The 26,037-nt window shown below is 71.7% G+C and carries 22 protein-coding genes and 1 tRNA gene; 6 read left to right on the top strand and 17 right to left on the bottom strand.

Annotation, left to right across the window (positions count from 1 at the left end; all coding sequences use genetic code 11):
• Positions 1-149: 149 nt before the first annotated feature.
• The gene (locus J5X07_RS08585) at positions 150-1,442 is read left to right on the top strand and encodes an alpha-amylase family protein (protein ID WP_208479478.1); all 1,293 of its coding nucleotides are present in this window, start codon (positions 150-152) and stop codon (positions 1,440-1,442) included.
• A 31-nt stretch (positions 1,443-1,473) separates the two neighbouring features.
• Here J5X07_RS08585 and J5X07_RS08580 read toward each other — a convergent pair whose 3' ends face one another.
• From J5X07_RS08580 to J5X07_RS08510, 15 genes are all read right to left on the bottom strand, one after another.
• A complete protein-coding gene (locus J5X07_RS08580; protein ID WP_243896627.1) occupies positions 1,474-1,881 on the bottom strand; it encodes a PIN domain-containing protein in 408 nt (135 codons plus the stop codon).
• On the bottom strand, positions 1,878-2,105 hold the full coding sequence (locus J5X07_RS08575) for a toxin-antitoxin system antitoxin subunit (RefSeq protein ID WP_124934103.1): 228 nt from the start codon (positions 2,103-2,105) through the stop codon (positions 1,878-1,880). Before J5X07_RS08575 ends, J5X07_RS08580 begins: the two co-directional genes overlap by 4 nt.
• Before the next feature lie 368 nt (positions 2,106-2,473).
• A complete protein-coding gene (locus tag J5X07_RS08570; protein WP_124934104.1) occupies positions 2,474-2,680 on the bottom strand; it encodes a PspC domain-containing protein in 207 nt (68 codons plus the stop codon).
• Positions 2,681-2,985: 305 nt separating this feature from the next.
• Entirely contained in the window at positions 2,986-3,474 is a 489-nt protein-coding gene (locus J5X07_RS08565) for an NUDIX hydrolase (RefSeq protein WP_208479476.1), read from the bottom strand.
• A 45-nt stretch (positions 3,475-3,519) separates the two neighbouring features.
• The gene (locus J5X07_RS08560) at positions 3,520-4,092 is read right to left on the bottom strand and encodes a NifU family protein (RefSeq protein ID WP_124934106.1); all 573 of its coding nucleotides are present in this window, start codon (positions 4,090-4,092) and stop codon (positions 3,520-3,522) included.
• 5 nt (positions 4,093-4,097) lie between these two features.
• On the bottom strand, positions 4,098-6,206 hold the full coding sequence (feoB, locus tag J5X07_RS08555) for a ferrous iron transporter B (RefSeq protein ID WP_124934107.1): 2,109 nt from the start codon (positions 6,204-6,206) through the stop codon (positions 4,098-4,100).
• Positions 6,203-6,604 carry a FeoA family protein gene (locus tag J5X07_RS08550; RefSeq protein WP_124934108.1) on the bottom strand — a complete coding sequence of 134 codons (402 nt, stop codon included), beginning with the start codon at positions 6,602-6,604 and terminating at the stop codon, positions 6,203-6,205. Before J5X07_RS08550 ends, feoB begins: the two co-directional genes overlap by 4 nt.
• Positions 6,605-6,976: 372 nt before the next feature.
• Positions 6,977-7,861, bottom strand: coding sequence for a metal ABC transporter permease (locus J5X07_RS08545; protein ID WP_208479475.1), 885 nt, complete (start codon positions 7,859-7,861; stop codon positions 6,977-6,979).
• Positions 7,858-8,877 (bottom strand): metal ABC transporter permease, encoded by a 1,020-nt coding sequence (locus tag J5X07_RS08540; protein WP_208479473.1) that lies wholly within the window; start codon positions 8,875-8,877, stop codon positions 7,858-7,860. The genes J5X07_RS08545 and J5X07_RS08540 overlap by 4 nt, the downstream gene beginning before the upstream one ends.
• On the bottom strand, positions 8,874-9,632 hold the full coding sequence (locus J5X07_RS08535; RefSeq protein ID WP_124934111.1) for a metal ABC transporter ATP-binding protein: 759 nt from the start codon (positions 9,630-9,632) through the stop codon (positions 8,874-8,876). Before J5X07_RS08535 ends, J5X07_RS08540 begins: the two co-directional genes overlap by 4 nt.
• A 32-nt stretch (positions 9,633-9,664) precedes the next feature.
• Positions 9,665-10,630, bottom strand: a complete 966-nt coding sequence (locus tag J5X07_RS08530; protein ID WP_208479471.1) for a metal ABC transporter substrate-binding protein — start codon at positions 10,628-10,630, stop codon at positions 9,665-9,667.
• A gap of 154 nt (positions 10,631-10,784) precedes the next feature.
• Positions 10,785-11,540, bottom strand: coding sequence for a type 1 glutamine amidotransferase (locus J5X07_RS08525; protein ID WP_124934113.1), 756 nt, complete (start codon positions 11,538-11,540; stop codon positions 10,785-10,787).
• Positions 11,537-12,871, bottom strand: a complete 1,335-nt coding sequence (locus J5X07_RS08520; RefSeq protein WP_208479469.1) for a Mur ligase family protein — start codon at positions 12,869-12,871, stop codon at positions 11,537-11,539. The genes J5X07_RS08525 and J5X07_RS08520 overlap by 4 nt, the downstream gene beginning before the upstream one ends.
• A gap of 92 nt (positions 12,872-12,963) precedes the next feature.
• Positions 12,964-14,559 carry a bifunctional phosphatase PAP2/diacylglycerol kinase family protein gene (locus tag J5X07_RS08515; protein ID WP_208479467.1) on the bottom strand — a complete coding sequence of 532 codons (1,596 nt, stop codon included), beginning with the start codon at positions 14,557-14,559 and terminating at the stop codon, positions 12,964-12,966.
• Between the two features lie 200 nt (positions 14,560-14,759).
• Positions 14,760-15,470 carry a hypothetical protein gene (locus tag J5X07_RS08510; protein ID WP_185732053.1) on the bottom strand — a complete coding sequence of 237 codons (711 nt, stop codon included), beginning with the start codon at positions 15,468-15,470 and terminating at the stop codon, positions 14,760-14,762.
• A gap of 411 nt (positions 15,471-15,881) precedes the next feature.
• Here J5X07_RS08510 and J5X07_RS08505 point away from each other — a divergent pair, with 411 nt between their 5' ends.
• The gene (locus J5X07_RS08505; protein ID WP_208479465.1) at positions 15,882-17,294 is read left to right on the top strand and encodes a TIGR01777 family oxidoreductase; all 1,413 of its coding nucleotides are present in this window, start codon (positions 15,882-15,884) and stop codon (positions 17,292-17,294) included.
• Between the two features lie 525 nt (positions 17,295-17,819).
• On the opposite strand, the gene J5X07_RS08500 is transcribed toward J5X07_RS08505, so the two are convergent.
• Positions 17,820-17,896 (bottom strand) — tRNA-Pro (locus J5X07_RS08500).
• A 209-nt stretch (positions 17,897-18,105) separates the two neighbouring features.
• On the opposite strand from J5X07_RS08500, the gene J5X07_RS08495 reads away from it, so the two are divergent.
• Positions 18,106-18,660 (top strand): O-acetyl-ADP-ribose deacetylase, encoded by a 555-nt coding sequence (locus J5X07_RS08495; RefSeq protein WP_179901159.1) that lies wholly within the window; start codon positions 18,106-18,108, stop codon positions 18,658-18,660.
• Between the two features lie 156 nt (positions 18,661-18,816).
• A complete protein-coding gene (locus J5X07_RS08490) occupies positions 18,817-19,689 on the top strand; it encodes an SDR family oxidoreductase (RefSeq protein WP_208479463.1) in 873 nt (290 codons plus the stop codon).
• Here the strand turns inward: J5X07_RS08490 and J5X07_RS08485 are convergent.
• Positions 19,652-20,137, bottom strand: a complete 486-nt coding sequence (locus J5X07_RS08485) for an alpha/beta hydrolase (RefSeq protein ID WP_208479461.1) — start codon at positions 20,135-20,137, stop codon at positions 19,652-19,654. The two genes, J5X07_RS08490 and J5X07_RS08485, sit on opposite strands and share 38 nt — an antisense overlap.
• Before the next feature lie 538 nt (positions 20,138-20,675).
• Here J5X07_RS08485 and J5X07_RS08480 point away from each other — a divergent pair.
• Together J5X07_RS08480 and J5X07_RS08475 are read left to right on the top strand one after the other, a co-directional pair.
• Positions 20,676-23,063: a GmrSD restriction endonuclease domain-containing protein gene (locus J5X07_RS08480; RefSeq protein ID WP_208479459.1), complete on the top strand. Its 2,388-nt coding sequence runs from the start codon at positions 20,676-20,678 to the stop codon at positions 23,061-23,063.
• Between the two features lie 791 nt (positions 23,064-23,854).
• The gene (locus J5X07_RS08475; protein ID WP_243896636.1) at positions 23,855-25,705 is read left to right on the top strand and encodes a ribonucleoside triphosphate reductase; all 1,851 of its coding nucleotides are present in this window, start codon (positions 23,855-23,857) and stop codon (positions 25,703-25,705) included.
• Positions 25,706-26,037 lie beyond the last annotated feature (332 nt).

The following is a 26,037-nucleotide window of genomic DNA, read 5'->3' as shown; positions in this document are numbered from 1 at the left end:
CCGCCCCGAAGGAGCTGTCGCGCAGCCGCGGAATCCTGCGGTTCTGCGAAGCCCTGGACACGAGAAGCCCCGGACACGATCGGGGCGGCCGCGGGAGGCCGTCCCGGCAAGACCCTGAGAGCGTCATCACACGCCCCTATGATGGCGTCATGACTGAGGCATCCAGAGCCACCCGTCCCGCCTCCCCCTCCTGGATCGACCACTGCCTGTGGTGGCAGGTCTACCCCCTGGGCGCCACCGGCGCCCCCATCCGGCCCGAGCCGGGCCGGCCGCTCACCGATTCCGGCGCCCCCCGCCTGGACCGCCTGGAGCCGTGGCTCGACTACGCCGTCGAGCTGGGCGCCAACGGCCTGGCCCTCGGCCCGATCTTCGCCTCGACCACCCACGGCTACGACACCACCGACCACTTCGCCATCGACCCCCGCCTGGGGGACGACGCGGCCTTCGACCGCCTCGCCTCGGCCTGCCGGGACCGGGGCCTGGCCCTCATGCTCGACGGCGTCCTCAACCACGTGGGCATCGAGCACCCCCTCTTCCGCGCCGCCCGTGGCGGCGGCCCGGAGCGCGGGTGCTTCCGCTTCGATGACCCCGACGGCGATGGCCGGGGCCCCGGCTACGCCACCTTCGAGGGGCACGACTCCCTGGCCGCCCTCAACCATGACTCGGAGGAGGTCGTCGACCTGGCCATCCGCGTCCTCACCCATTGGCTGGACCGGGGCGCCGCCGCCTGGCGCCTGGACGCCGCCTACGCCGTGCCTCCCGCCTTCTGGGCCCGCGTCCTGCCCGCGGTGCGCGAGCGCCACCCCGGGGCCTGGTTCCTGGGGGAGGTCATCCACGGCGACTACCCGGCCTTCGTCAAGGACTCCACGGTGGACAGCGTCACCCAGTACGAGCTGTGGAAGGCGACCTGGAGCTCGCTGGCCGACGTCAACTTCTACGAGCTCGACTGGTGCCTCAAGCGCCACAACGAGATGCTCGACTCCTTCACCCCGGCGACCTTCATCGGCAACCACGATGTCACCCGCATCGCCAGCCGTGTGGGTGGGGCCAAGGCGGCCCTCGCCCTCGTCCTGCTCATGACCGTGGGCGGGGTTCCCACCATCTACTACGGCGACGAGCAGGCCTTCCGCGGGATGAAGACCGAGACGCTCGGCGGCGACGACGAGGTCCGCCCGGCCCTGCCGCAGGTCCCCGAGGACCTGTCCCCGATGGGCGGGTGGATGATGCGCCTCCACCAGGACCTCATCGGGCTGCGCCGCCGCCACCCCTGGCTGGTGCGGGCCCGCACCGAGGCGGCCTCCCTGGACAACCCTCACCTGGCCTACGACGCGGTGGGGCAGGAGGGCCAGCGCCTGCGCGTCAGCCTGTCCCTCGACCCGGTCCCGCGCGCCGAGGTGCACGCCCCCGGCGAGGAGCCCCTCATCGTGGAGCCGCCCCAGTAGTGGGCATGCCCGGGCTGGTGGCCCTGCAGCGCTAGACCTCTATCAGCCTGAGGCCGGGGGCGAGGGCGCGCAGGTCCTGAGGATCGGAGGTCACCACGGCATGCCCCGTCTGCTGGGCCTGCAGCGCCACGTGCGCGTCGACGACGTCGGAGCGCCCGGTTCTGCCGCATAGGAGCCCGACGGCCCGTGCCGTCATGTCATCCAGAGGGATGACCTGCACCGAGGGGTCCGCCAGTAGTCGGGCGGTCCGCGCTTGCCGCGGCCCACCGCGCCACGCCTGGGCCACGACTCCGGCGGGGACATCCAGGGGCAAGGCCTCCTGCATCGCCCGCCGTAGGAGTGCGCGAACCCGGGGGTCGCCGTGCTCCAGTGCGAGCAGAGCCCCGGTATCCAGGGTCAGGCCGTTGACCATGCCGGTGCCGGCGCCGGCTCTGCTCATGACAGGCCTAGTGCCTTGTCGGCCCAGGCCAGGTCGCGGGCGCTGACTTCCCCGAGCTCGCGATCGAGATCGTCCAGGAGCGCCGTCAGGCTCTCCTCCTGCTCGGCGCGCGCCACCGCGGTGCTGATGTACCCCGATACCGATGGTGCCCTGCCCTGCGCGACCGCCCGGCGGATGGAGGCGACCTGCGCGTCCGGGAGGCTCACTGCGATCTTCTGAGTCATACCGGCATGGTACCACTGGTATGACTCTGGTCCTACCCATGGTCCTCGCTGCGGGTGGCGCTGACCTGGTGGGAGTGGTCGAAGCGGCTGTGCGCTCATCGCCGCAGCGCGCTCGCGGCGTCGGCAGCCAGCAGGAACCCCAGGATCCCCATCACCCAGGCCAGGGAGTTGGCCGAGTGCCTGGCGATGAAGGCGTTGATCCGCTCCAGCGCCCTTGGCCCACTGCGACCAGTGACTGCTGAAGGCCCCGGAGTGTCAGGGGCCCGGACCGCGATCGCGGCCCGGGCCCGGTGGGTATGGGGGATGGGGTTGTTCAGTGCCCGATGGTGCTCCGGCTGCGGGCGGTGCCGCTCACGGAGCCCCGGGGCTCAGGCGGTCGGCTCCGGCATGTTCTGGGCGCCCAGGTAGTACACGGCGCCCAGCGGCACGACGAAGATGAAGAAGCCGATGCGCACGAGCCAGGGGTTGATCTTCCACTGCTCGGCGAAGCCGCCGCAGATGCCGAGCCACACCTTGTCCTTGGAACGGGCGGGCCACTGGTAACCGGTGCTGGAGGAGGGGTTCTGCTGTGTCATGACGCGAGTTGTATCCCGTCGGGCCCGGCTGTGTCACGCTCGGGTCTCAGGGCCATTAGTGAGGTTTTCTGAGAGCAAGCACAACGCTTGATGAATATTCCCTGAGTGTCGAGGGGTGGTGTGCGGCTTCCTCGCCGCAGCGCGGTCCCGGGCCCGAAAATATGCGTCCCTACGTGAGAAATGAAGAGCTCCTATCGCTGAGTGAGGAAGATCTCCATACCTGCCCCCTGGGTGCCGGTCAATGGGGAGTTGATGGGTAGTCGACGGATCCGATGTGATGGTCCTGACGGGGCTCCTCCGAGCCTCTACTGGAACCGCGCTCCGCGGGCCGGGTCGGCCAGCCAGTCCAGGGCCGCCCGCATGCGCCCCGGCGTGGAGGCCAGCAGGGGCTCGGGCAGGGCCTCGGGCGCGAACCAGCCGACCTCGGTGGACTCGTCGTCGGCCACATAGGCCCGGGCCGTGCCCCCCACCGGGCGTGCCGCGAAGGTGATGTCCATGAAGGCGCAGCGGTCCCCGTTGGGGAAGGACGTGGGGGCGCCCGCGCTGACACTGGCCACTCCCAGGACCTCGGCCTCAACGCCGGTCTCCTCCAGGCACTCGCGCATGGCCGCCACCGCGGGCTGCTCGCCCGGGTCGGGGATGCCCGAGACCACTGCCCAGTGCCCGGTGTCGGCGCGCCGGCCCAGCAGCACCCTGCCGTCGTCGTCGACGACGACGATGCTCACCCCGGGCAGCCACAGCAGGTCGTGCCCGATCTTGTCTCGCAGGGCCAGGATGAAGTCAGGAGTAGCCACCGCTGAAGTCTAGAAGAGCCGCCGGGGCCCGGCAGCAGGATCGCGTCAGGCGGTCCTGAGCACCTCTACCAGCCAGGGGCAGCGGCGGCGCAGCAGGCGCTCGAAGCGGGTGTGCATGGTGATGACCGCCGCCGGGCAGTCGTGGCAGGCCCCCGCCAGCTCCACCTCCACCACGCCCCCCTGGGCCCCGCGCACCAGGAAGGCCCCGCCGTGACGGCGGGCCAGCTCTCCCACCGGGCCCTCGGCGATCTCCTGGGCGGCGGCCAGCAGCGCCTCATCGGGGCCCAGGGCCCGGGCCGAGGCGACCGGCTCCCACAGCCCTGGCCGGGTCAGCGCCTCGGCCAGGGCCGTGCGCACCCGGGCGCCCTCGCTGCTCCAGCTGCGGCCCTGCCCCAGGAGGGTGAGCACCGCGCCGGCAGTCGCATGGACCGACTCCAGGGTGGCGTCGTCGAGCAGGGCCTGGAGCGGTGGCGGGGCGGTGGCCACCTGCCCGCTGAAGGGCAGGAGCCCGTCGGGCACCACCCACTTGAGGACCGCCGGGTCCGGTGTGGACAGGGGGTGCATGGGCACCGGCGCATCGCCCCCGCCCGCGGCCCGGCCGGCGGGACGACGGCGCATCAGCCTCACAGCAGCGCCGCCACGACGGTGCGCACGAGGGCCGCCATCACCCAGGCGGTGACGAACATGTAGCCGTAGGCGATGAGGGGCCACTTCCACGTCCCGGTCTCACGGCGCATCGCCCCGGCTGTGGCCATGCACTGCAGGGCGTAGACGAAGAAGACGAGGATGGCCGCCAGGGTGGCGGGGTTGAACAGCTGGTCCCCGGCCCGGTTGGTCAGCGTGTCCTCCTGGTAGGTCATGGAGGCCAGCCGGCCCCCCGGCTCGTCGGGGTTCTCGGCGGCGGCGATCTGCCCCAGGGTGGCCACGAAGGTCTCGCGGGCGGCCAGGGAGGACAGGATGGCCACATTGATGCGCCACTCGAAGCCCAGGGGCTCGAAGACCGGCTCCACGGCGCGGCCCAGGCCCGCGGCCCAGGAGCGGTTCATGACATAGGAGGTCTGCTGCGCGGCCAGCAGGGCCTCCAGCTCGGCCGGATCGGTGACCACGGCGCCGTCCTCGCCCACGACGGCGGAGGCGGCGGGGTCCTCCACGGCGGCCGCCACCGCGGCGCACTGGGTGTCGGAGGCGCAGTGCGCCTCGAACTCGGCCTGCGAGCGCATGGGCACATTGAGCAGCACCCACAGGATGATCGTGGTCAGTGTGATGATGGTGCCGGCCTTCTTCAGGAAGCCCTTGCAGGCCTCCCACACCATGAGCGCCACGGTGCGCGGGCGGGGCAGGCGGTAGGGCGGCATCTCCATGTAGAAGGGGAGGAGCACCGAGCCGCGGTCGGTCAGGCGCTTGACCACCCAGGCGGCGAGCATCGCCGAGACCGCTCCCAGCAGGTAGAGGGCGAACATGATGGTGCCCCGGGCGCCGAAGGGGCCGATGCGGGCATCGCCGTCCACGAGCAGGGAGATCATGATGACGTAGACGGGCAGGCGCGCCGAGCAGGTCATCAGGGGTGCCGCGAGCATCGTGGCCAGGCGGTCCTTCGCGCTGGGCAGGGTGCGGGTGGCCATGATGCCGGGGATGGCGCAGGCGAAGGAGGACAGCAGCGCCACGAAGGCCCGCCCCTCCAGGCCCGCCCGGCTCATGACCCGGTCCATGAGGAAGGCTGCTCGGGACATGTACCCCACGCCCTCCATGAGGGCGATGATGAGGAACATGATGACGATCTGGGGCACGAAGGTGAGCACGGAGCCCACGCCTCCGAGGATCCCGTCGGCCAGCAGCCCGGCCAGCAGCGGGTGGGTGGGGTCCAGCCAGCCGTGGACGGCCTCGGCCAGGGCCCCGAAGCCCCCCTCGATGGCGTCCTGGAAGGGCGCCGCCCAGGTGAAGATCGCCTGGAAGAAGGCGTACATGATGGCGAAGAAGACGATGGTCCCCCACAGCGGGTGGAGCAGGATCCGGTCGATCGCCCCGGTGGCCTGGTCAGGGGCGGGGGAGGTGTAGTCGGCGGCGGCCAGGATCGAGTCGGTCCAGGAGGCCAGCTCCCCGGGGTCGGTGGGCGGTGGCACGGGGGTGCGCGGCCATGCGGCCGCCTGCGCCAGGTGCTCGCGCAGCTGGGGGATGCCTATTCCCCGGTGCCCCAGGACCCGCACCGCGGGGATGCCCAGCGCCCGGCCCAGGGCCTCGACATCGAGGCTCCCCTCGCGGCGGGAGAGCTCATCGGTCATGGTCACGGCCAGGCATGTGGGCAGGCCCAGGGCCAGGGCCTCGGCCACGAAGGCCATGCCGCGGCGCAGCGTGGTGGCGTCGACCACGACGATGAGGGCGTCGGGGGTCTCGACGCCCCGGCTGTCGCCGGTCAGGACGTCGCGCACGATCTGCTCGTCGGGGCTGATGGGCTCCAGGGAGTAGGCGCCGGGGAGGTCCTCGATGGTCAGGTCCACCTCGCCGATGCGGCAGGCGCCCAGGGAGCGCGAGACGGTGACGCCGGGGTAGTTGCCGGTCTTGGCGCGCAGGCCGGTCAGCGCGTTGTAGATGGAGGTCTTGCCCGCGTTGGGGGCCCCGGCCAGGGCGATGCGCCTGGCCCCGGCCACCAGGGTGGTGCTGGAGCCCGCGCCGCAGTGGCAGGCGCCCTGAGCCGGGCTGCTGGCGGGCCCGATGCCGCAGTGCTCGGTGCTCATCGCTCCTCCTGCCCACTGCGGCCCGCCGTGGAGGCCCGGCCGGGAGCCCGGTGCGCCGCTGGGCCGGAGTGCCGGCCGCTGCCCGGGGCGGCGGCCGGGTCGGCCACCTGGATGAGGGCGGCATCCCGCTTGCGCAGGCACAGCTCGTAATCGGCGACGAGGAAGACGGTGGGGTCGCCCAGGGGGGCCCGTCGCAGGACCTTGATGGGGCGCCCCGGCATGATGCCGAGGTCCTGCAGCCTGCGGGTCAGATGCCGCTCGGCGGCACTGGGTGCGGCGGGCCCGCTGGGGCCGACGGCGGTGATGATGGCGCGCGAGCCCGGTCTGAGCTCGGACAGGGGGCGGGGCGCGGCCCCCACCGGCGCCTGCGCGTCACGTGCCTGGGTTGAGGTGGTCATGGTGAGCCTCGGTCCTGGATCTATTGGCGACGGGCATGAGCCCTTTCGGTACCTACTAAAGATAGCCTCTCCTGACATGGACTTCGGTCCCTGGGAGGCTCGGCCCCGGTGCGCGATCCCCGGCCGTGCGCCCCCTCAGCGGTGGCGGCCCCGCCGGTGGCGCCACCGATCCCCGTGATGGCGCCACCGGCGGGGGCGGGTCCCGGCCTCGGGCCCCATGGCGGCGGCGACCCGAGGCCGGGCCGGGGTGCGATCCGAGCCGCCGGCCCGGGGCGCGGGGGCGCGCTCGCGGGCTCAATACGCACCTGTGATGTGCGCGAATTCCCTGCGGCTGTGGGGGGCGGGGCACGGGATCGCGTGGTGGAGCGGCGCTCACGCCCCCGGGGCGCCCAGGGCGCGGCGGGCCCGGCGCCGTCCTCCGCCGCGGGTCAGGAGCAGGACGGCCAGGAAGACGAGGCCGTCCACCACGGCCATCATCGAGGAGGTCGCCAGGTCCAGGCGCAGCGCCACCCAGAAGCCCAGCAGCGCTGAGCCGGCGGCCACCGCCAGGCTCAGGGCGATCATCCCCGGCAGGCTGCGCGCCACCAGCAGCGCCGTGGCCGGAGGCACCACCATGAGCGCCACCACCAGGATCGCCCCAGCGGTGCTGAAGGCCACCACCACCGTCAGGGAGACCAGGAGCATGAGCCCCAGGTCCACCCACCGCACCGGCAGCCCCATGGTGCGGGCGGTGACCGGATCGAAGGTGGAGACCTTGAGAACCGGGTAGAACACCGTGAGGTAAGCGGAGGTCAGGGCCAGGACCGCCAGCAGGGACCACATGGTTGAGGGGCCCAGGTCGTAGCGCCCCACCACCAGCCGCCCCGGGGTGAGGGCCAGCAGGTTGAGATCCCCGGTGAGGACCGTGCCCTGGGAGATGTGGACCTTGGACAGGGAGGTCGAGAGCATGATGACCCCCACGGCGAACAGCGCGGGGAAGACCAGGCCCTGATCGGCGTCGCCTCCCACCAGGCCCGAGCCCCGCAGCTGCTCGGCGCCCAGCACCACCATCAGGCCCATGAGGGAGGCCGCCACCACCATCACCGGTGAGCGCGTGGTGCCCGAGATGAGCGCCCCCAGGGCGATCCCCGGGAGCACCGCATGGGACATGGCCTCCACCAGCATCGACTGGTGCCGCAGCACCAGGAGGGCTCCGGGAAGGGCGCAGGTGACCGCGGTGACCACGGCCAGCAGGGCGACGGCGACGACCAGGCTCATCGGTGCGCCTCCCCCGGCGCGGGGGCGGGCGCCGTCGTCGTCGGGCCGGAGCCCTCCCGGGCGGCTGCGACCTCGGCGAGGAGCCGGCGCCGCAGTGCCCGCTGGGCCTGGCGGCGCCGCAGCAGGGAGCGGCGCGGCGCGGCCAGGAGGGACACCGCTAGGACGGCGGCCAGGACCAGGACGATGATCGGCCCGGTGGGGATCGAGCCCAGGCTCACGGCCAGGTAGGAGCCCATGGCCGCGGACAGGGCGCCGATGAGCCCGGCCAGTGCGATCATCGACCACAGGTGGCGGGTCCACTGGCGGGCCGCGGCCGCGGGCATGATCGCGAAGGCCACCATGAGGATGAGTCCCACGGCCTTGATGCCGATGACGATCGCCACGGTCACCGTGCCCAGGAGCAGGGGGCTGAGGGCGCGGTTGGACAGGCCCATCGTGCGGCACAGGACCGGGTCGAAGGTCAGGAGCTTGAACTCCTTCCACAGCAGGGCGGTGACCGCCAGCGCGGTGGCGGCGAAGCCGCTGATGGCTGTGAGATCGGCCCGGGTCAGGGTGGAGGCCGAGCCGAAGACGTAGTCGGCGATCCCGCCGCGCTCGGGCAGGCTGGAGTGGCTGATCGCATTGAGCATGACCACTCCGGAGCCGTAGAACAGGGCCAGGCAGATCGCCATGGCCGCGTCGATGCCCACCCGGGAGGCGCGCGCGATCCAGTTGGCCACGAGCACCGCGGCGGTGGCGGCGATCAGGGCGCCGATCGTGAGCACCAGGACGGAGCGCCCGCCGATCCCCAGCAGCGCAGTGGCGGTGATGAAGGCCGTGGTCACCCCGGCGATGGCGGAGTGGCCGATGACGTCGGAGACCAGGGACTGCTTGTGCAGGTACAGGTAGGAGCCCAGGGCCCCCGCGGTCAGCCCCACCATGGAGGTGCCCAGCAGCATGGTGCGGTAGGTGTAGCTGGACAGGAAGGCCACCGGGTCCACGAGGGCGGGGGCCAGGGAGGCACTCAGGGCGCTCATGAGCGGCCTCCGGTGAGCTCCTCATCCAGCATTCCGTAGGCCCGGTGGACCGCCTCGGTGGTGAAGGCCTCCTCCAGGGGCCCGGTGGCGATCAGATCGCCGTCGGACAGGAGCGTGGCCCACGAGCAGAAGCGGCGCACCGTGGACAGGTCGTGGTGGACGATGACGATGGTCCGGCCCGCCTCGCGCAGCCCGGCCAGCACCTCGACGATGGCCCGCTCCGAGGCGGCGTCCACCCCGGCGAAGGGCTCATCCATGATGAACAGGTCGGGGTCCTGGGCCAGGATCCGGGCCACGAAGGTGCGCTGCTTCTGGCCGCCGGAGAGCTCGGAGATCTGGCGGCCCGCCAGGTCGGCGATGCCCACGGCCTCCAGGGCCTGCTCGACGCCGCGGCGCTCGGCGGCCCCGGGACGGCGGCACCAGCCCAGGCGCCCGTAGGTGCCCATGGTGACGACATCGCGCACGGTGGTGGGGAAGTCCCAGTCCACCTCGGCCGCCTGGGGCATGTAGGCCACGCGCCGCCGGGCGCGGTCCAGCGCCTCGCCGTAGAAGCTCACCGTCCCCGACAGCGCCGGGACCAGCCCCATCGCCGCCTTGACCAGCGTGGACTTGCCCGCGCCGTTGGGGCCGAGGATGGCCATGACCTCTCCGGGTGGCACCGTCAGGCTCACTGATCGCAGGGCGAGGCGGTCGTGGTAGGCCACGCTCAGGGACTCGATCCGGCAGGGGGCGGGCATGTCGTCGTGGGTCGTCATCGTCAGTCGTGGTCGGGGGCGGGGCTCTCGGGTCACCTCGCGGGGGCCAGGGCCTCGGTGATCGTGGTGGCGTTGTACTCGAAGACCCCCAGGTAGGTGTCGGTGGGCGCGGACTCGCCCAGGGAGTCGGCGAACAGCGGCTTGTCGGAGACCTCGACCTGCCACCCCTTGGCGGCCACCGCCTCCTTGAGGTGGTTGATGGCCTCGGGGTTCTTCAGGTTGTCCTGGAAGATGACGGGCACCTTCTTCTCGGCGATGGTGGTGGCCAGCTCATCGATCTGGGCGGCGGAGATCTCCGACTCGGAGGAGACCAGGTCGGTGGCGTGGATCTCGATCTCGAAGGTCTTCCCCAGGTAGTTGAAGGCGTCGTGCCCGGTGATGAGGACGCGGTTCTCCTTGGGGATGGTGTCGAACTGCTTCGCGGCCGCCTCCTTGGCCTCATCGATCCTCTGGTTGTAGTCCTCGGCGTTGGAGGTGTAGGTCGAGGCGTGATCGGGGTCGATCTCGGCGATCTTCCTCGCGCAGGCGGTGACGACGTGCTTCCAGTTGTCGGGGGAGTTCCACACGTGGGGGTCGTGCCCCTCGACCTTGCCGTCCTCCTCCCAGGGCAGCAGGTCGGCCTCGGGGATGGACTCGGCGGCGGCCACCTGCTTGTCGCCCAGGGCCTCGAGCTGGTCGAGCATCTTGTGCTCCATGTCGTGGGAGGTCCACAGGACGACGTCGGCCTCCTCGATCCTCTGCGCGTCCTGCGTGGTCAGCTCCTGGGTGTGGGGGTCGCCGCCGGGGCCCACCAGCACGGTGATCTCGGCCTCGGGGGCGATGTTGGCGGCCGCATCCCCCAGGTACCCGGTGGTGGCCACGATCCTCAGGGGGGCTCCATCCCCCCTGCCGGAGCCGGAGGAGCCCCCCTGGTCGGTGGCGCAGGCGGCCAGGGTCACCCCCAGGGCGGCGGCTGTGGTCAGGATGGCGGCGCGTCTGGTCGGGCGGCAGGACAGCATGGGAACCTCACGGCATCGGAAGGAGCGGTCTGTTAGGTGATCCTAACTTCGACGAGTCTAGATCCTGTGCGTGTGCGCCACAAGCGGGGATGCGCTCGCTTGAAACGCGCGTTCCAGCGCTGGCGTAGCAGGCCGACGGCCTTGATCGAGGTCCTCAGCGGGGCCGGGACATGGCGACGGCGCGGGCCCTGTCCGCCCAGGCGTCGTCGAGGGGCTCGGGGTCCCAGTCCTGCCCGGCGTGCTCCACGGCCCGGGCCAGCAGCCAATCGGCCATGGCGGGGTTCTTGGGCAGCAGGGAGCCGTGCAGATAGGTGCCGATGACGTGGTGGACGCGGGCGCCCTCGGTGGAGTCGGTGCCGTTGTTGCCGTCGCCCACGCGCACGGTCCCCAGGGGCTTCGCCCCCGGGCCCAGGGTAGTCAGGCCCGAGTGGTTCTCATAGCCCACCACCTCGCCGAACTCCCGGGTGCTCAGGGTGATGTTGCCGATGAGGCGCCCCCGTCCCGCCACCGTGTGGGCGTCGATGAGTCCGATCCCGGGGATCTCCCGGCCCTTGCCGGTGGTGAAGCCGCGGCCGAAGAGCTGGTAGAGGCCGCAGATCGCCAGCATGGGGAGCCCGTCGCGGGCCCAATCGCGCAGCTGCGGCCCCACCTCCAGCAGGTCGTCCTTGATGCGGTCCTGCCCGGAGTCCTGGCCCCCGCCGCCCACGAGGAGGTGGACCTCCCCGGGGAGGTCCTGGCCCGGGTCGTAGGAGAGCAGCTCGACGTCGTAGCCGTGGCGCTGGGCCCGGCGCGCCAGCACCAGGGTGTTGCCCCAGTCGCCGTAGATGTTCATGTCCCGCGGGTAGAGCTGGAGGAGGCGCAGCCTCCCGCGCGCGGGGCCGTCGGTGGTGTGCTCGTACAGGGTGCTCATGACATGACCTCCTCGACCTCGGTGAGCCCGCCCAGGATGGAGCGCAGGGAGAGCATGGCCGTGTAGGTGGTGAAGATCCTCATGGGCCGGTCGGCCTCCCGGGCGGCCTGGCGCAGCAGGGCCAGGGCCTTGCGCAGGTCCGGTTCGACGCGGCCGATGGGCACCTCGTCGTAGTCCAGCCGCAGGGCCATGTCCCAGGCCCGCACCCCGGTGACGACGGCGACCCCGCCCTCGCGCAGGGCGGAGAAGTCCACGTCCCACAGCCAGGACATGTCCCGCCCGTCGGCGTACTCGTCATTGATGGCCACCATGACCGCCTCGCCCGCCTGGGCCTGGGCGGCGGCGGAGAGCAGCCCCATGCGGAAGCCCGCGGGGTTCTTGACCAGGGAGAGCTGGACGGGGCGGTCGTCCAGGGTCAGCACCTCCCCGCGGCCGAAGGCCGCCTCGACCCGGCCCAGGGTGCGCAGCAGCCCGGGGAGGTCGGCGCGATCGCCCAGGACCTCCAGGACCACCTCCAGGGCGGCGCAGGCGTTGAGCAGGTTGTGGACCCCGGGGATGGCGAAGTCCACCTCGTGGTCCTGGCCGTCCACGCGCACGGTGGCCCGCTGGCCCTCGATGGCCTCCAGGGTGGTGCGGGGGGCGGGGGCGCCCCCGGCTCCCGGGCCGGCGGCACCTGGCCCGGGAGTCGGGGCGGTGGCCCCGGTGCGCAGGTCGTCGTCGGACAGGAACAGCGAGCGCAGCTGGGCGCCGGCGCCGAAGGCGGCGGTGCGGGCGGTGACGCCCTCGAAGAAGGCGGGGGCGGCCAGGCGGGGGTCATCGGCGTTGACCACGACGACCTCGCGCGTGGCCGCGGCGATCCGGTGCAGCAGGGAGGCGGTGTAGTCGATCTCGCCGAAGCGGTCGAGCTGGTCGCGCATGACATTGAGCAGGAGGCAGGCGCGGGGGCGCACCTGGGCCACGAAGTGGACGGCGTGGGCCTCATCGAGCTCCAGGACCGCGATGTCGGCGTCCAGGCGGCCCGCGGCGTCGACCTCGGTGAGCAGGGAGGCGAGCACCCCTCGCACGAAGTTCGAGCCGGTGCGGTTGGTGAAGACCCTCAGTCCCTGCTCGCGCAGCAGCTGGACGACCATCTTCGTGGTGGTGGTCTTGCCGTTGGTCCCCGAGACCACGACGACGCCGTGGGGCAGCCGGCCCAGCGTGCGCGCCAGGAAGCCGGGATCGGTGCGCTCCATGACCAGTCCGGGGAAGGCGGTGCCGCCGCTGCCGCCACCGCGCAGCCGGGCGGCGAGCCGGGCCGCGTGGCCGAGGGCGACTGTGAGTCGTGAACGCATGGGGCTCCTGTCTGGGCTGGAGGGTCCGCGCCATTCTAGGGCAGAGGGGCCGGCTGCTCCGACGGGGTGCGGGGCCGCCCGGCGGCCGCGCCTCAGCCGTCCTGGGGGACCACGACGAGCAGCGCCTCGGGCTCCACCTCGAGGCTCAGGGTGCTGGTGGTCCCCGCGGGATCGCCGTCGAGCTCGAAGGCCACGGGCTCGGCGGTGCGGATGCTCATCCTCCTGGCCCGGGCCGTGGTGAAGCCCTTCATCTCCTGGCCGGTGAGGATCTGGGCGCCGAGCCGGGCCCAGTCCGCGACCTTGTCGGGGCTGGCCAGGAGCAGGTCGATGTAGCCGTCATCGGGCTCGGCGTCGGGCAGCAGCGTCATGCCCGCGGTGATGGTGCCGACATTGCCCACCAGGGCCATGACGATCTGGTGCTCGGCGGGCTCGTCGTCGTCCAAGGCGACCGTGGCGGTGAAGGGGTCGGGGACGGCGTTCTGGACGGCGGCGACCGCATAGGCCCCGGAGCGGATGACCTTCTTCAGCCCGTCGTCGGTGGAGTCCATGATCTGGGCGTCCAGGCCCAGGCCCGCCATGACCACGAAGCGCTCCTGGCCGCCGTCGTGCTCGCAGCGCACCGCATCGATGGCGCTGGGACTGCCGTGCAGGGCCAGGCGGATGGCGGCGTCGGTGTCCAGGGGGATGGACAGGTTGCGGGCCAGCAGGTTGCCGGTGCCGGCGGGGATGAGGGCCATGGGGGTGCCCGATCCGGCCAGCTCGGCGCTGGCGGCCCGGACCGTGCCGTCGCCACCGGCCACCATCACCAGGTCCGCCCCGGCCTCCAGGGCCCGGCGGGCCATGTCATGCCCGGGATCCTCGGGCGTGGTCTCCAGCCAGATGGCGGGCTCCCACCCGGCTGAGCGCGTCTCGGCCTCGATGCGGCGGCGCAGCAGGGACAGGTCGTCGAACTTGGTGGGGTTGTAGATGAGGGCGGCGCGCTTGCCCTCGCCCTGCGCGGTGCTGGGCCGGTTGACCCAGGCCGCCAGGATCGATTCGATACCCCCGGCCCACAGCGCCAGATTGGCCACCGTGGCCCCCATGAGGAAGCCGCCGATGAGGTCGGAGGGGGCGGCCAGGCCCATGAGCCACTGGCTCACCGCGCTGATGGCCACTGCCGCGTAGCCCACGACGGTCCCGGTCGCGACAATGGCCGAGCCCCGTCGGTGGGCGCGCGCCAGGGTCACCAGCACCCAGGCGGCCAGGGTCATGGCGGTGACGTGGGCCGAGGGGTAGGCGTAGGCCGGGGCGGAGACCGAGTCGGCGAAGACGCTGTCGGGGACGGGGTGGCGCACCCACCAGGCCAGCAGGAGGCGCAGGGGGATGCCGGCCGCGGCGATGGCCAGGGCCAGGCTGAGCCTGCGCATGCGGCGCTTGTAGGAGTAGATGGCCCAGCCGATGATGCTGGCCAGGATGAGCAGGGGGTGGGTCAGCGCGGAGAAGGCCTCGGCGGCCTGGCCCGTGACGGAGCGGAGCCCGACGTCGGGCGCGTGCAGGGCGGCATCCAGTCCCTCCAGCGCCCCGGAGCCCATGAGGAGGGTCCAGGTGGCCAGGGCCAGGGCGAAGGCGAGGGTCAGGTAGGCCTCCACGTGCCTGAGGCGGCCGAGGGGCCTGTCGGGGGATGCGCTGCTGTGCTGCGATGCTGCCATAGTGCTCGCCTTCCGTCGACGCCGTTCAGCCGCCCACCCTACCGGCGGGACCTGTGGGCCGGGCTGATAGGGCTGGCGGCTGGTGGACGGCGCGTGGGGCGGGCGCCCTGCTCGGGTGCCCGCCCCACGCGAGGGGTCGGTCGCGGTAGGCCGCGTGAGCCGGTGGGCCTCAGGGGATCGAGTGGTTGCCCCCGCGGGCCTCAGTGCGCGGAGGACACGACGTTGTCGGAGATCTCCTTGGCCTTCTCGGCGGTGGAGGCGCTGACGAAGATGATGGTGAACTCCTTGTCGGCATTGGGCAGCAGGAGGAGGGAGCCCTTGGCGCTGATCTCGCCCTGGGTCAGGGAGTAGGCGCTGACGACGCCCTTGCCGTTGGCCGTCTGGACCGTCTCGTAGGAGTCCATCGTGGCGGTCTGCTGGGCGAGCAGGGCCTGGACCTCGGCCTCGGAGGGCAGCGTGGTAGTGGGAACGGTCTGCTTGGCGACGTTGAGGTTGGAGCTGAAGCCGCTCTCATCGGGCGTGGAGGCGATGACGAACAGGTCGAGCTGCTCGAGCTGGGTCTTGTAGGTCTCAGGGCTGTTGCCCGTGGCGTCGGAGATCGCCTGGAGCTCCTCGTCGGAGAGCTCGCCGACGTTCCTCCAGTCCTCGGGGACGGCCACGGTGATCCCCGCGGTGGGGGCGGTGACCTCCTTGTGGCCGGCGGGGACCTCCGGGGCCGCCGGTGCCGCGGTGGTCTCCTTGGCGGCTGCGTCCTCCCTGGCGGCCGTGGTCTGGGAGGAGCCGGCGGAGTCCCCCGCGCCGGAGGACGAGGAGGAGTCGGAGGAGCCGCCGCTGGGGGAGGAGCAGCCTGTGAGGGCCAGGGCTCCAGCCAGGGCGACTGCGGCAAGGGTGGTGCGGAAACGGGTGCTCATTCGGGACTCCTGAGGTAGGGCAGGCCTCACCGTTGGTAGGCGGGCGAGACCGGGTGCTGAGGACTGTCTTCTCTCGATGCCGTAGGTCAAGGACCGTCCCAGGGTAACGGGTAGGTCACGATCCGGGGTCGAGTGGCGACGGGGAGTGCGCCCCATGGCGCGGTCGGGTCGAGGTGGAGGTGGCGTGCCGTGCCCAGCACCCACTTTCGACGATTTGCATGAAATCGTCCTTTTCCAGGCCCGGAGAAGTACGATCTCATGCAAATCGTCGAAAGCAGTGGCGGGGGCTCAGAGCGCAACAACCCCCAGCCCGGGCGGACCGTACTGGGGAGGCCATGAACTCGATGGTCGGGGTGGCGGCAGGGGCCTCCGGCAGCGGTGGGCTGGTCGTGATTGGGATAACGTGGAGCCATGCGCATCGAGTGCCGAGTGAGGCTGGACCACCCCCTGGCGGAGGTGGCCGCATGGCACTCGCGGCCCGGCGCGCTGACCCGGCTCACGCCGTCGCTGCTGGCCACCGTGGAGGGGCAGGACCGTGGCGGGATCGAGGCGGGCAGGCGGGTGGGCGCGCGGCTGGGGCCGGCGCTGGCCGGTGGCGCCAGGCCGCGCTGGCTCCTGGAGCATGTGCGCGCCTGGGAGGGCGCCGAGGGCTGCGGCTTCGTTGATGCGCAGGTCAGTGGCCCGTGGCGCCACTGGGAGCACACGCACTCCATGACTCCCGTCGATGGCGGGGCCGCCACCGAGCTGACCGACGTCGTCGAGGTGGAGCCGCCCCGAGGGCTGGGGGCGGGCAGCACTGTCATCGCCCGTCAGATCAAGCGCCTCCTGGCCTACCGGGCCAGGCAGCTGCGCGACGACCTGGACTTCCACGCCCGCTACGCCGGCCGGCCCCGGCTCACGGTGGCCATTGCGGGCGCCTCGGGGCTCATCGGGACCCAGCTCGCCGCCGCCCTGGCCTCCGGGGGCCACCGCGTGGTGCCGATGGTGCGCGCGGCCAGGGCGGGGGAGGGGCGCATCGCATGGGATCCCGCCGCGGGCCGGCTCGACCCGGCTGATCTGGAGGGCGTGGATGCGGTGGTCAACCTGGCGGGCAGGACCATCGGCACGCGGATGACGGCCCGAGCCAGGAGGGAGATCCTCTCCTCGCGCGTCTCCTCCGCGGCCCTCATCGCCCGCGCGGCCGCCGCCTTGGCGGACAGTGGCTCGGGGCCGCGCACCATCGTGCAGGCCAGTGGCATCGGGTACTACGGGGCCCGGCGCCCCGGGGAGATGCTCACGGAGGAGTCCTCCGCGGGCGGGGGCTTCCTGGCGGGCGTGTGCCGGGCCTGGGAGGCCCAGCTGCAGCGCGCCGCTGATGGGGGCGTGCGCACATGCGCGCTGCGCACCGGGATCGTGCTGGCCGAGTCCGGTGGGGCCCTGGCCCCGCAGCTGCCCCTGTTCCTGGTGGGGCTGGGCGGCCGGATCACGGACGCCCGCGCCGCCGTCAGCTGGATCGCGCTGGATGACATGGTGCGCGCCTATATCCACGCCCTTCTGACCCCCGGGCTGGAGGGGGCCGTCAACGCCGTTGCCCCGCACCCGGCGACGGCGGGGGAGCTCGCTGCGACTCTTGGCCGGGTCCTGCGCCGTCCGGCGGTGATCCCGGTGCCCAGGCTCGGCCCGATGGCGGTGCTCGGCGCCCGGGGCGCCGATGAGCTCATCCACACCGATCAGTGGGTCAGCGATGCGCGCCTGCGGGGGAGCGGATTCGAGCCCGCCCATCCTGATCTTGAGGGCGCGCTCAGGCATATCCTTCGGCGGTCCGGTGGCTGCGGGAGGCCGTGAGTCGATCATGCCTGCCCCCGGCTCCTGGGGCTTTTGAGGCGTGGGGCGTGGGGGATCCGGGGCCGCTTCGTCGGGTTCCACTGGCGGGCGGCCTGGCTGCGCTGCGCGTGGTGATGAAAGGGAGCGCTGATGCCTCTTCGCCCGGAGCTCTTCTGCGCGCGTCAATGATGCGGGCGCGTTGAGCCCTTCTCCATGGTGAGCACCTGTGGCGGGCGGCTGCCGACTCGACGTGCACGGGGTGAGAGGATCACCGGTGCCCCAGGATCAGTGGAATCGGGGGTGAGCCTGTATCTGCGCAGGGCCTGCACCGTCCCGGGGCCCTGGCCGCGCAGGCGGTGGCCAAGGAGGTGCTCCGGACTCCGGGGGGCCTGGGGCTTAGCCGGCGATCACGCCGAGCGGGCAGTGCCGGGGGCCGCAGCCCGGCTGATCGGGGCGTGCGGAACAGCATGGTCAAGGCCGTCACCGCCGGAACATGCAACGACCCCAGCCCGGAGAAATCGGACTGGGGTGCGAGTATGAACTCGATGGTCGGGGTGGCGGGATTTGAACCCACGACCTCTTCGTCCCGAACGAAGCGCGCTACCAAACTGCGCCACACCCCGTGTGCAGCACGGCAACTATAGCCGCGAAGAGGCAGGGGAGGGAAATCCCCCTCTGAGTCCTCGGTCACGTCGTCGGCCGGCGCTCCGCCCCCAGCCGTGCGCCGCATCCGGCCCTGCGGCAACCCTGCTGCCACCCTGCGGTCATGGCAGGGTGGTGGGCAACAGGCGCCCGCACCCCGCCCGCCCAGAAGACACGCGAAGGAGCAGCCATGCGCATCGAGGCCGTCATCGGCGACATCACCACCCAGGAGGTCGACGCCGTCGTCAATGCTGCGAACTCCTCCCTCCTGGGAGGCGGGGGAGTGGACGGCGCCATCCACCGCGCCGCCGGGCCCCGGCTGCTGGAGGCCTGCCGGGAGCTGCGCGCCACCGAGCTGCGCGACGGGCTCCCGGTCGGCCGGGCCGTGGCCACCCCCGCCTTCGACCTTCCCGCCCGCTGGGTCATCCACACGGTGGGGCCCAACCGGCATGCGGGCCAGGACGACCCCGCGCTCCTGCGCGCCGCCTTCGACTCCAGCCTCGCGCTGGCCGCCGAGCTGGGCTGCCGCAGCGTCGCCCTGCCCGCAGTGAGCGCGGGCGCCTACGGGTGGGGGCTCCAGGAGGTCGCCCGCATCGCCGTCGCCTCCGCCCGCGCACTGGCCGGGATGACCGGTGAGCCCCGCGGGGGCGGGCAGCCGCATGAGGGCGGCGCTCTCGAGCTCGTCCGCTTCGTGCTGTTCTCCCGCCCCGCCCTCGTGGCCTTCGAGGGGGAGCTGGAGGGGTGATCCCGGGGCAGGGCGCGACCGCCGCGGGTGAGGTCGCGGCCCCGGGCTGATCCGACGCGGCCCGGCGCTCTTAGCCGCCCCTGGTCGCCGTCGAAGGGCGCCCCCGTTGTCGTCGATCGCCGGCGCCGGAGGGAGGGTGGCTTCTAGAGTGGCATGATGATCAGCACAGCCCCCGATCCCGACAGCAGGCCCTCCTCCACCGCCCCCACCCCGATCCTCTCCCGCGACCCGCTGCCCCTGGCCGGGCGCACGGTCCTGGTCACCGGGGTCAGCCGCCGTGTGGGCATCGGGCACGCCATCGCCTGCCGCGCCGCCGACTACGGAGCCAGCCTGGCCATCCACCACTACGCGCCCCACGACGCCGCCCAGGAGTGGGGCGCCGATGACGTCACCGAGGTCCTGGCCTCCATCAGCGGCCACCTCACCGAGGGTGCCAGGCTCACGGCCATCCATGCGGACCTCTCCGAGCCCGGCGAGCCCGACCGGGTCCTGCGCACTGCCGTGGAGGACCACGGCCACCTCGACGCCCTGGTGTGCAACCAGGCGATGAGCTCCCCCGACGGCGCCCTGGGGGAGCTGAGCGAGGAGATCCTCGACCGGCACTGGCGGGTCGATGCCCGCGCCTCCATCCTGCTGGCCCAGGCCTTCGCCGCCCAGCCGGCCTTCGCCGCCGACGCCTCGCCGGGCGGATCCATCGTCTTCCTCACCTCGGGCCAGGCACTGGGGCCGATGCCCGGGGAGGTGGCCTACGCCGCGGCCAAGTCCGCGATCGCCGGGGTCGCCCTGACCATCGCCGACCAGCTCGCCGACGCCCGCATCCGCGTTAACACGGTCAACCCCGGTCCGGTGGACACCGGCTACGTCACACGCGAGATCGTCGAGCAGACCGCGGGCATGTTCCCCTTCGGCCGCTGGGGCGAGCCCGACGACGCCGCGCGCCTCATCACCTGGCTGCTCACCGATGAGGCGCGCTGGATCACCGGCCAGGTCATCAACTCCGAGGGAGGCTTCGCCCGCTGGCGCCGCTAACCCCCACTTTCGACAATTTGCATGAGATCGGCGTTTTCCAGGCCCGGAGAAGTACGATCTCATGCAAATTGTCGAAAGTGGGGAGGGAACTGGTGGTGCAGATGGCTCCCTCCGCTGGGATGGTCCCATTGATGAGGAAGTCGATCATGGCGGCACCGGCGCAACTGCCGGAGGCACCATGTCCGTAGCCCGCGACGGTGAGCAGGTGGCCGTTGTCCAGTTGGTCGGCGAGGCTCTGGGCCCAGGGGTAGAGCGTTCTGGCATCCTCCGCGGCCCCGATGAATCGGGTCTGAGCCCTCGGCGCGGATCTCCTGGGGCGAGGCCTGCGCCCGGGCTCCCAGCCTCGGCAGTAGGCCTCCATGGCGTTCGAGGCGCCGCCGAAGAAGGGGTGGTCGATCCTCTCGGCGGCCGACTGCGCGTCCCAGTCGGAGGCGGGGAGCCTCTTCATGGCGATGGTGATGGCTCGACCACCCGGGTTGTCGTAGTCCAGTGGGACGGCGACCGTCCCGCACTGGAATGGGGTGCCCTCCTTGCGTGTCTGGATCGTCGTCGATCCTCTTGCTGCTGCCTGCCGCAGGCCGGGTCAGTGGCGGGCTGCGGGCTGGCTCGTCCGGCTCATTCCCACTGGTAGGCCCCGCACGGTCCGGATCGTGGCAGGTCGTGGTGCGCATGGACCCGGGCTGTCTTCGGCCTTGGCTGGGACGATTCAGCAGGCCGGCCGGCGCATGCTGGGCTCGCCCGACACAAGAATGTCGGTCCCGGCCTGTGGGAGGCGCTCCACCCGTGAGAGGGGAGGCCAGTGCTCAACCGGGGGCCAGGGGCCAGTGCCTCAGCGCACCCGGAACCGACGACGCCGGGGCCCGCCGCCGTCAAGCCGCGCTGCTGCGGGCTCGTAGGATCGGGCCGTGGTGCCGCCTTCGCGCACTGCCGTGCTGATGCGGCTCCCCACCCCTGACCGTGCATCCCTCCCCATCTCAGGAGCCCCCGTGTTCACCGAGCCCACAGTCCCCCAGGACCTCTTCTCCTTGGAGATGCGCATGGACGCGCCTGTCTTCCAACGGCCCTACGTATGGGGTCAGGAGGAGCAGTGGGCTCCCCTGTGGGAGGACCTGCGCGCCTTGGCCGAGAGCGGCCTCGCCCACCGCGCCACTGGTGCCGACGACGGCCACTTCCTGGGAGCGATCGTCCTTCAGGAGCGCCAGACCGGGTTCTCCGAGATGTCCTCGATGACCATCATCGATGGTCAGCAGCGCCTGACCACCCTGCAGCTTCTCCTCCACGCCCTGGCCGGGGTCCTGCGCGATCATGGGCTGGAGGACCTCGCCCGCCGCGCCGAGCGGCTCACCCGGAACGAGGTGGCTCCCGGCCATTCCCGCCCTGAGGACGCCTTCAAAGTCTGGCCCACGAACAAGGACCGTGATGCCTACAGAGCCGTCCTTGATGCGGCCAGCGCCGACGCGGTTCCCGCCTGGGCCCGCGCCTCGCGCTTCGCCCGCGCCGACCTCTATTTCCGCACGGTCATCAACGACTGGCTCCTCTCATCGCCGCAGGACGCGATGAGCAGTGGCCAGGAGGAGACCTCCCCAGAGCTGGCCGCCCGTGCCACCGCTGTCACCGGCGCCGCCGCGCGCGGGCTGAGAATCGTCTCCATTCGGCTCTCGCCCTGGGAAGACGCCCAGTCCATCTTCGAGACCCTCAACGCCCGCGGCACCCCGCTGACAGCGATGGACCTGGTCAAGAACTTCCTCCTGCAGAGCCTCGACCCGCACTCCCCGTCCACCCAGAGCATCTATGAGCGCCACTGGGGGCACTTCGAGACGGAGTTCTGGCAGCAGCGCAGCGGATTCGGAGAGACCCAGCAGCCCCGCTCGGTGGCTTTCCTCAACTGGTGGCTGACCGCCCGCACCGGAGCTGTTGTGCCCGCCCGCACCACTTTCGCGGCCTTCAAGCGCTACACCCACAGCCAGGGTCGCGGCCAGATGGCGGTGCTGGCTGACCTCTCTGCCGCGGCACTGCGCTACCAGCGGCTTAATGAGGCCTCCAGCGCTCCGCACGGAGAGCTCGATGCCCTCGGCATGCTCCACTACAGGGCGGAGGCGTTGGGTCTGGACGTGCTCAAACCGCTCATGGTCTGGCTCCTGGAGCCATCCCAGCAGGACGTGCCCGGGGAGCAGCGCCGTCGGCTCATCGCCGCCGTCGAGAGCTGGGTGGTGCGCCGATCCCTGCTGAGGAAGCCCTCCACGGGCCTCAACCGCTTCGTCGTCGAGCAGCTCATGCGCGCGGTGGCGGCTGACCCCGCACGGATGGGGGAGCGGTGCGAGGCCCTTCTGGCTGCCCAGACCTCCCCCGTCTCCTACTGGCCTGATGATGAGGAGATCAGAGAGGCCCTCCTCCACGAGCCCGTCTACCGCAGTCTCATCCGGGGCCGGGTCCGGATGATCCTCGAGGCCGTCGAGGACCACCACCGCGGCTACCCCGACGGCCACCGCAGGTCCGAGGAGCCGATCGTCAGGGGCGCCTGCACCGTTGAGCACCTCATGCCTCAGCAGTGGCGCACCAACTGGGCCGACAGTGCCGACGACGGTGCTGAGGAGGACGCGGCCGCGCGCCGTGACAGGCTCCTGCACACCCTGGGGAACCTCACCCTGGTGACCCAGAGGCTCAACTCCTCCCTGTCCAATTCCTCGTGGGAGTCCAAGCGCAAGGCCCTGGAAGCGACGACCAGTCTGCTCATCACCAGGGCGGTCACCACCGGTCACCCTCAGGAGTGGGGTGATGACGATATTCGCAGGCGCACCGCTGACATGATCGAGGACATCCTCTCGATCTGGGTCGCGCCGGTGCGGCCGAGCGGCTGGGCGGTGGAGGCGCCTGCCTCCAGGAGCCGCGCCGGGGCCATCGGGGATGAGTGGAATGGTCGTGACTGGTACGTGGCCTTCGGCGAGACGGGCGGGTCGCGGCGCTGGGCTGATGCCATGCGGTTCGGCTTCGTCTCAGGAGGCGGGGGCGCCTGGTACTCGCGGACCTTGCGCCGGCTTCCGGTGGGTGCTCGCGTATTCGTCTGCGTGCCCGGCCGCGGTTATGTCGGCGTGGGCACCGTTGAGGGGGAGGCCCGGCGCTTCGACGAGGCAGTGGTGGACTGCGACGGTGCTGGGAGACTCCTTCAGGACCTGCCGCTGGAGGGCGGCTACTGCCACGAAGGGGATGAGTCCGACGACCTGGCCGAATGGGTGGTGCCCGTGCGGTGGGAGCACGCGGTTGCACTGTCAGAGGCCGTCTGGCGGCCGGGGATGTTCGCCAATCAGAACACGGCCACGAGACTGCGCCATCAGGTCACGGTCGAGACGGTCCTGCACGCCTTCGGCCTCGGCTGAGGGGCTTGCCGTCGCCGAGTGCGCCGTTGACGATGCTGCTCGCTGAAGCATCGCCGACTCCCCGCGTGCCGACTGCCCCGAGGCAACGGCCAGGCGCGCTGGATCACCGGCCAGGTCATCAACTCCGAGGGGGGCTTCGCCCGCTGGCGCCGCAACCCCCACTTTCGACAATTTGCATGAGATCGTACTTCTCCGGGCCTGGAAAACGCCGATCTCATGCAAATTGTCGAAAGTGGGGAGGGCGCGGGGAGGTCTCGAGCATGGGCGCCGGCCAGCGGCTGTCGTCCCAACACGCCGATCACAAGTGATCTAAGTCACGCGCACGGGTCTGCTGAGTCGCCTCGGGGCTTGAGGGTGTCCGCGGGATTGTGCGGGAAGGCGTTGCCTATCGGGACGAAGGTCCCTCTCTATATACAACATGTTGTGGTCGCTTGGAATATTCACCCCTAGATGATGTGTTTCATCAGTGTCATTGAGGAGTAGGCTCGGCCCCGGTGCCGCCGCCCGGGTCGCTCCCGGACGGCAGCGGCGGCACCCGCCGGGCCCGGCCGCCACGCGGCAAGCCGGGGCCCGACGCCGCCGCGAGAAACCCGACCGGATCCTGACCACCGGAGAGAGCCGTGCTTGACCACACCCCCGACGCCGCCACCGCCCCCTCGCCCGCCGACCGCGCTCGCCCCCGCCCCACGGTGACGAGCGCGGGGGCCCGGCCCGCGCTCGCCCCCGCTCCTCACGACGGGCTCGTCGCCCAGGGCTCGGCCGACTCCGCCGTCGCCCGCGGCCAGCGCCCCATGGTCGACGCCGTGGCCACCATCACCGAGTACCTGGACCGCTCCGACTGGCGCGTCAACGCCAACGCCAACCAGGGCTACTCCCTGGGCGGGATGATGCTCAACACCTCCGGCAAGGTCATCGCCAACTACTGGCTCTCCCAGGTCTACCCCGCCGAGGCCGGCCGGGCCCACCGCGACGCCGACCTCCACATCCACGACCTGGACATGTTCGCCGGCTACTGCGCCGGCTGGTCCCTCAAGGACCTCCTGGTCCAGGGATTCAACGGCGTCCCCGGCGCCATCGCCGCCGGCCCCGCCAAGCACTTCTCCTCCGCCGTCGGCCAGATCGTCAACTTCCTGGGCACTCTCCAGAACGAGTGGGCCGGCGCGCAGGCCTTCTCCTCCTTCGATACCTACATGGCGCCCTTCGTCCGCCTGGACGACATGACCTACGACCAGGTCAAGCAGTGCATGCAGGAGCTCATCTTCAATCTCAACGTCCCCAGCCGCTGGGGCACCCAGACCCCCTTCACCAACCTCACCTTCGACCTGACCTGCCCCGCCGATCTGGCCGACGAGCACCCCCTCATCGGCGACGAGCTCTGCGACTTCGCCTACGGCGACCTCCAGGCCGAGATGGACCTCATCAACCGTGCCTTCATGGAGGTCATGACCGACGGCGACGCCGACGGGCGCGTCTTCACCTTCCCCATCCCCACCTACAACATCACCAAGGACTTCGACTGGGATGCCCCCAACACCGAGCTCCTGTTCGCCATGACCGCCAAGTACGGCCTGCCCTACTTCCAGAACTTCATCAACTCCGAGCTCGACCCCGGCATGATCCGCTCCATGTGCTGCCGCCTCCAGCTCGACCTGCGCGAGCTGCTCAAGCGCGGCAACGGCCTGTTCGGCTCGGCGGAGCAGACCGGCAGCGTCGGCGTGGTCACCATCAACATGGCCCGCCTGGGCTACCTGCACCCCGACGACGAGGCCGGGCTCATCACCGCCCTCGACCGGCTCCTGGCCATCGGCCGCGACACCCTGGAGCTCAAGCGCGAGGTCATCGGCCACCACATCGAGGCCGGGCTCTTCCCCTTCACCAAGCGCTATCTGGGCTCCCTGGACAACCACTTCTCCACCCTGGGCGTCAACGGCATGAACGAGATGGTCCGCAACTTCACCCGGAACCACGACGACGGCGGCTACGACCTGACCGACCCGCGCGGCCACGCCATGTGCGTGCGGATCCTCGACCACGTGCGCGCGCGCATGGTGGCCTTCCAGGAGGACACCGGCCACCTCTACAACCTGGAGGCCACCCCCGCCGAGGGCACCACCTACCGCTTCGCCAAGGAGGATCGCGCCCGCTACCCCGGCATCATCCAGGCCGGCACCGAGGTCAACCCCTACTACACCAACTCCTCCCAGCTGCCCGTGGGCCACACCGATGACCCTTTCGAGGCCCAGGAGATGCAGGAGGAGCTCCAGACCAAGTACACCGGCGGCACCGTCCTGCACCTCTACATGAACGAGCGCATCTCCTCGGCCAAGGCCTGCAAGGAGCTCGTGCGCCGGTCCCTGACGGCCTTCCGCACCCCCTACATCACCGTCACCCCCACCTTCTCCATCTGCCCCACCCACGGCTACCTGGCCGGGGAGCACGCCACCTGCGAGAAGTGCGCCGCCCTGCGCCCCGGCGCCGAGCCGGTCGAGTGCGAGGTGTGGACCCGGGTCATGGGCTACTTCCGCCCCGTGCGCTCCTTCAACATCGGCAAGAAGGGCGAGTACGCCGAGCGCCGGATGTTCACCGAGGACGCCGCGCACGGCCACGGCCCGGCGGTCTCCCGATTGGCCGCCGTCGGATGAGATGCTGAGAGCCCATGACGACGAATCGCGCGCTCGCGGGAGCGCACCGCACAGGCACACGGGCCGGGGGAGCGGGTGGTCCTGAGGAGGGCTCCTCCCTCCGCACCCGCCTGCGCCGCTCCGAGGCCGTCGGGCTCGGGGGCGACGACGGGGCCCGGTCCGCCCGGTCCCGGCCCGGGGCTCTCGGGGAGCCCGAGGGGCCGGCAGGCGGTGGCCCGTCCCAGGCGCTCCAGTCCGCTGGGGCGCCGCCCAGGGGCGCGCGGCCCGGGGACGAGCAGCCCGGAGACGTGCGGGCCGGCGGGGAGCGGCCCCTGGGCCCGGGCGGCGCCGCC

It is taken from the genome of Actinomyces bowdenii (genome assembly GCF_017592395.1).
GTDB classification, from domain to species: Bacteria; Actinomycetota; Actinomycetes; order Actinomycetales; family Actinomycetaceae; genus Actinomyces; species Actinomyces bowdenii.
Note: the sequence above shows the minus strand (reverse complement) of the source record. Positions and strands in the feature narration are given on the sequence as shown.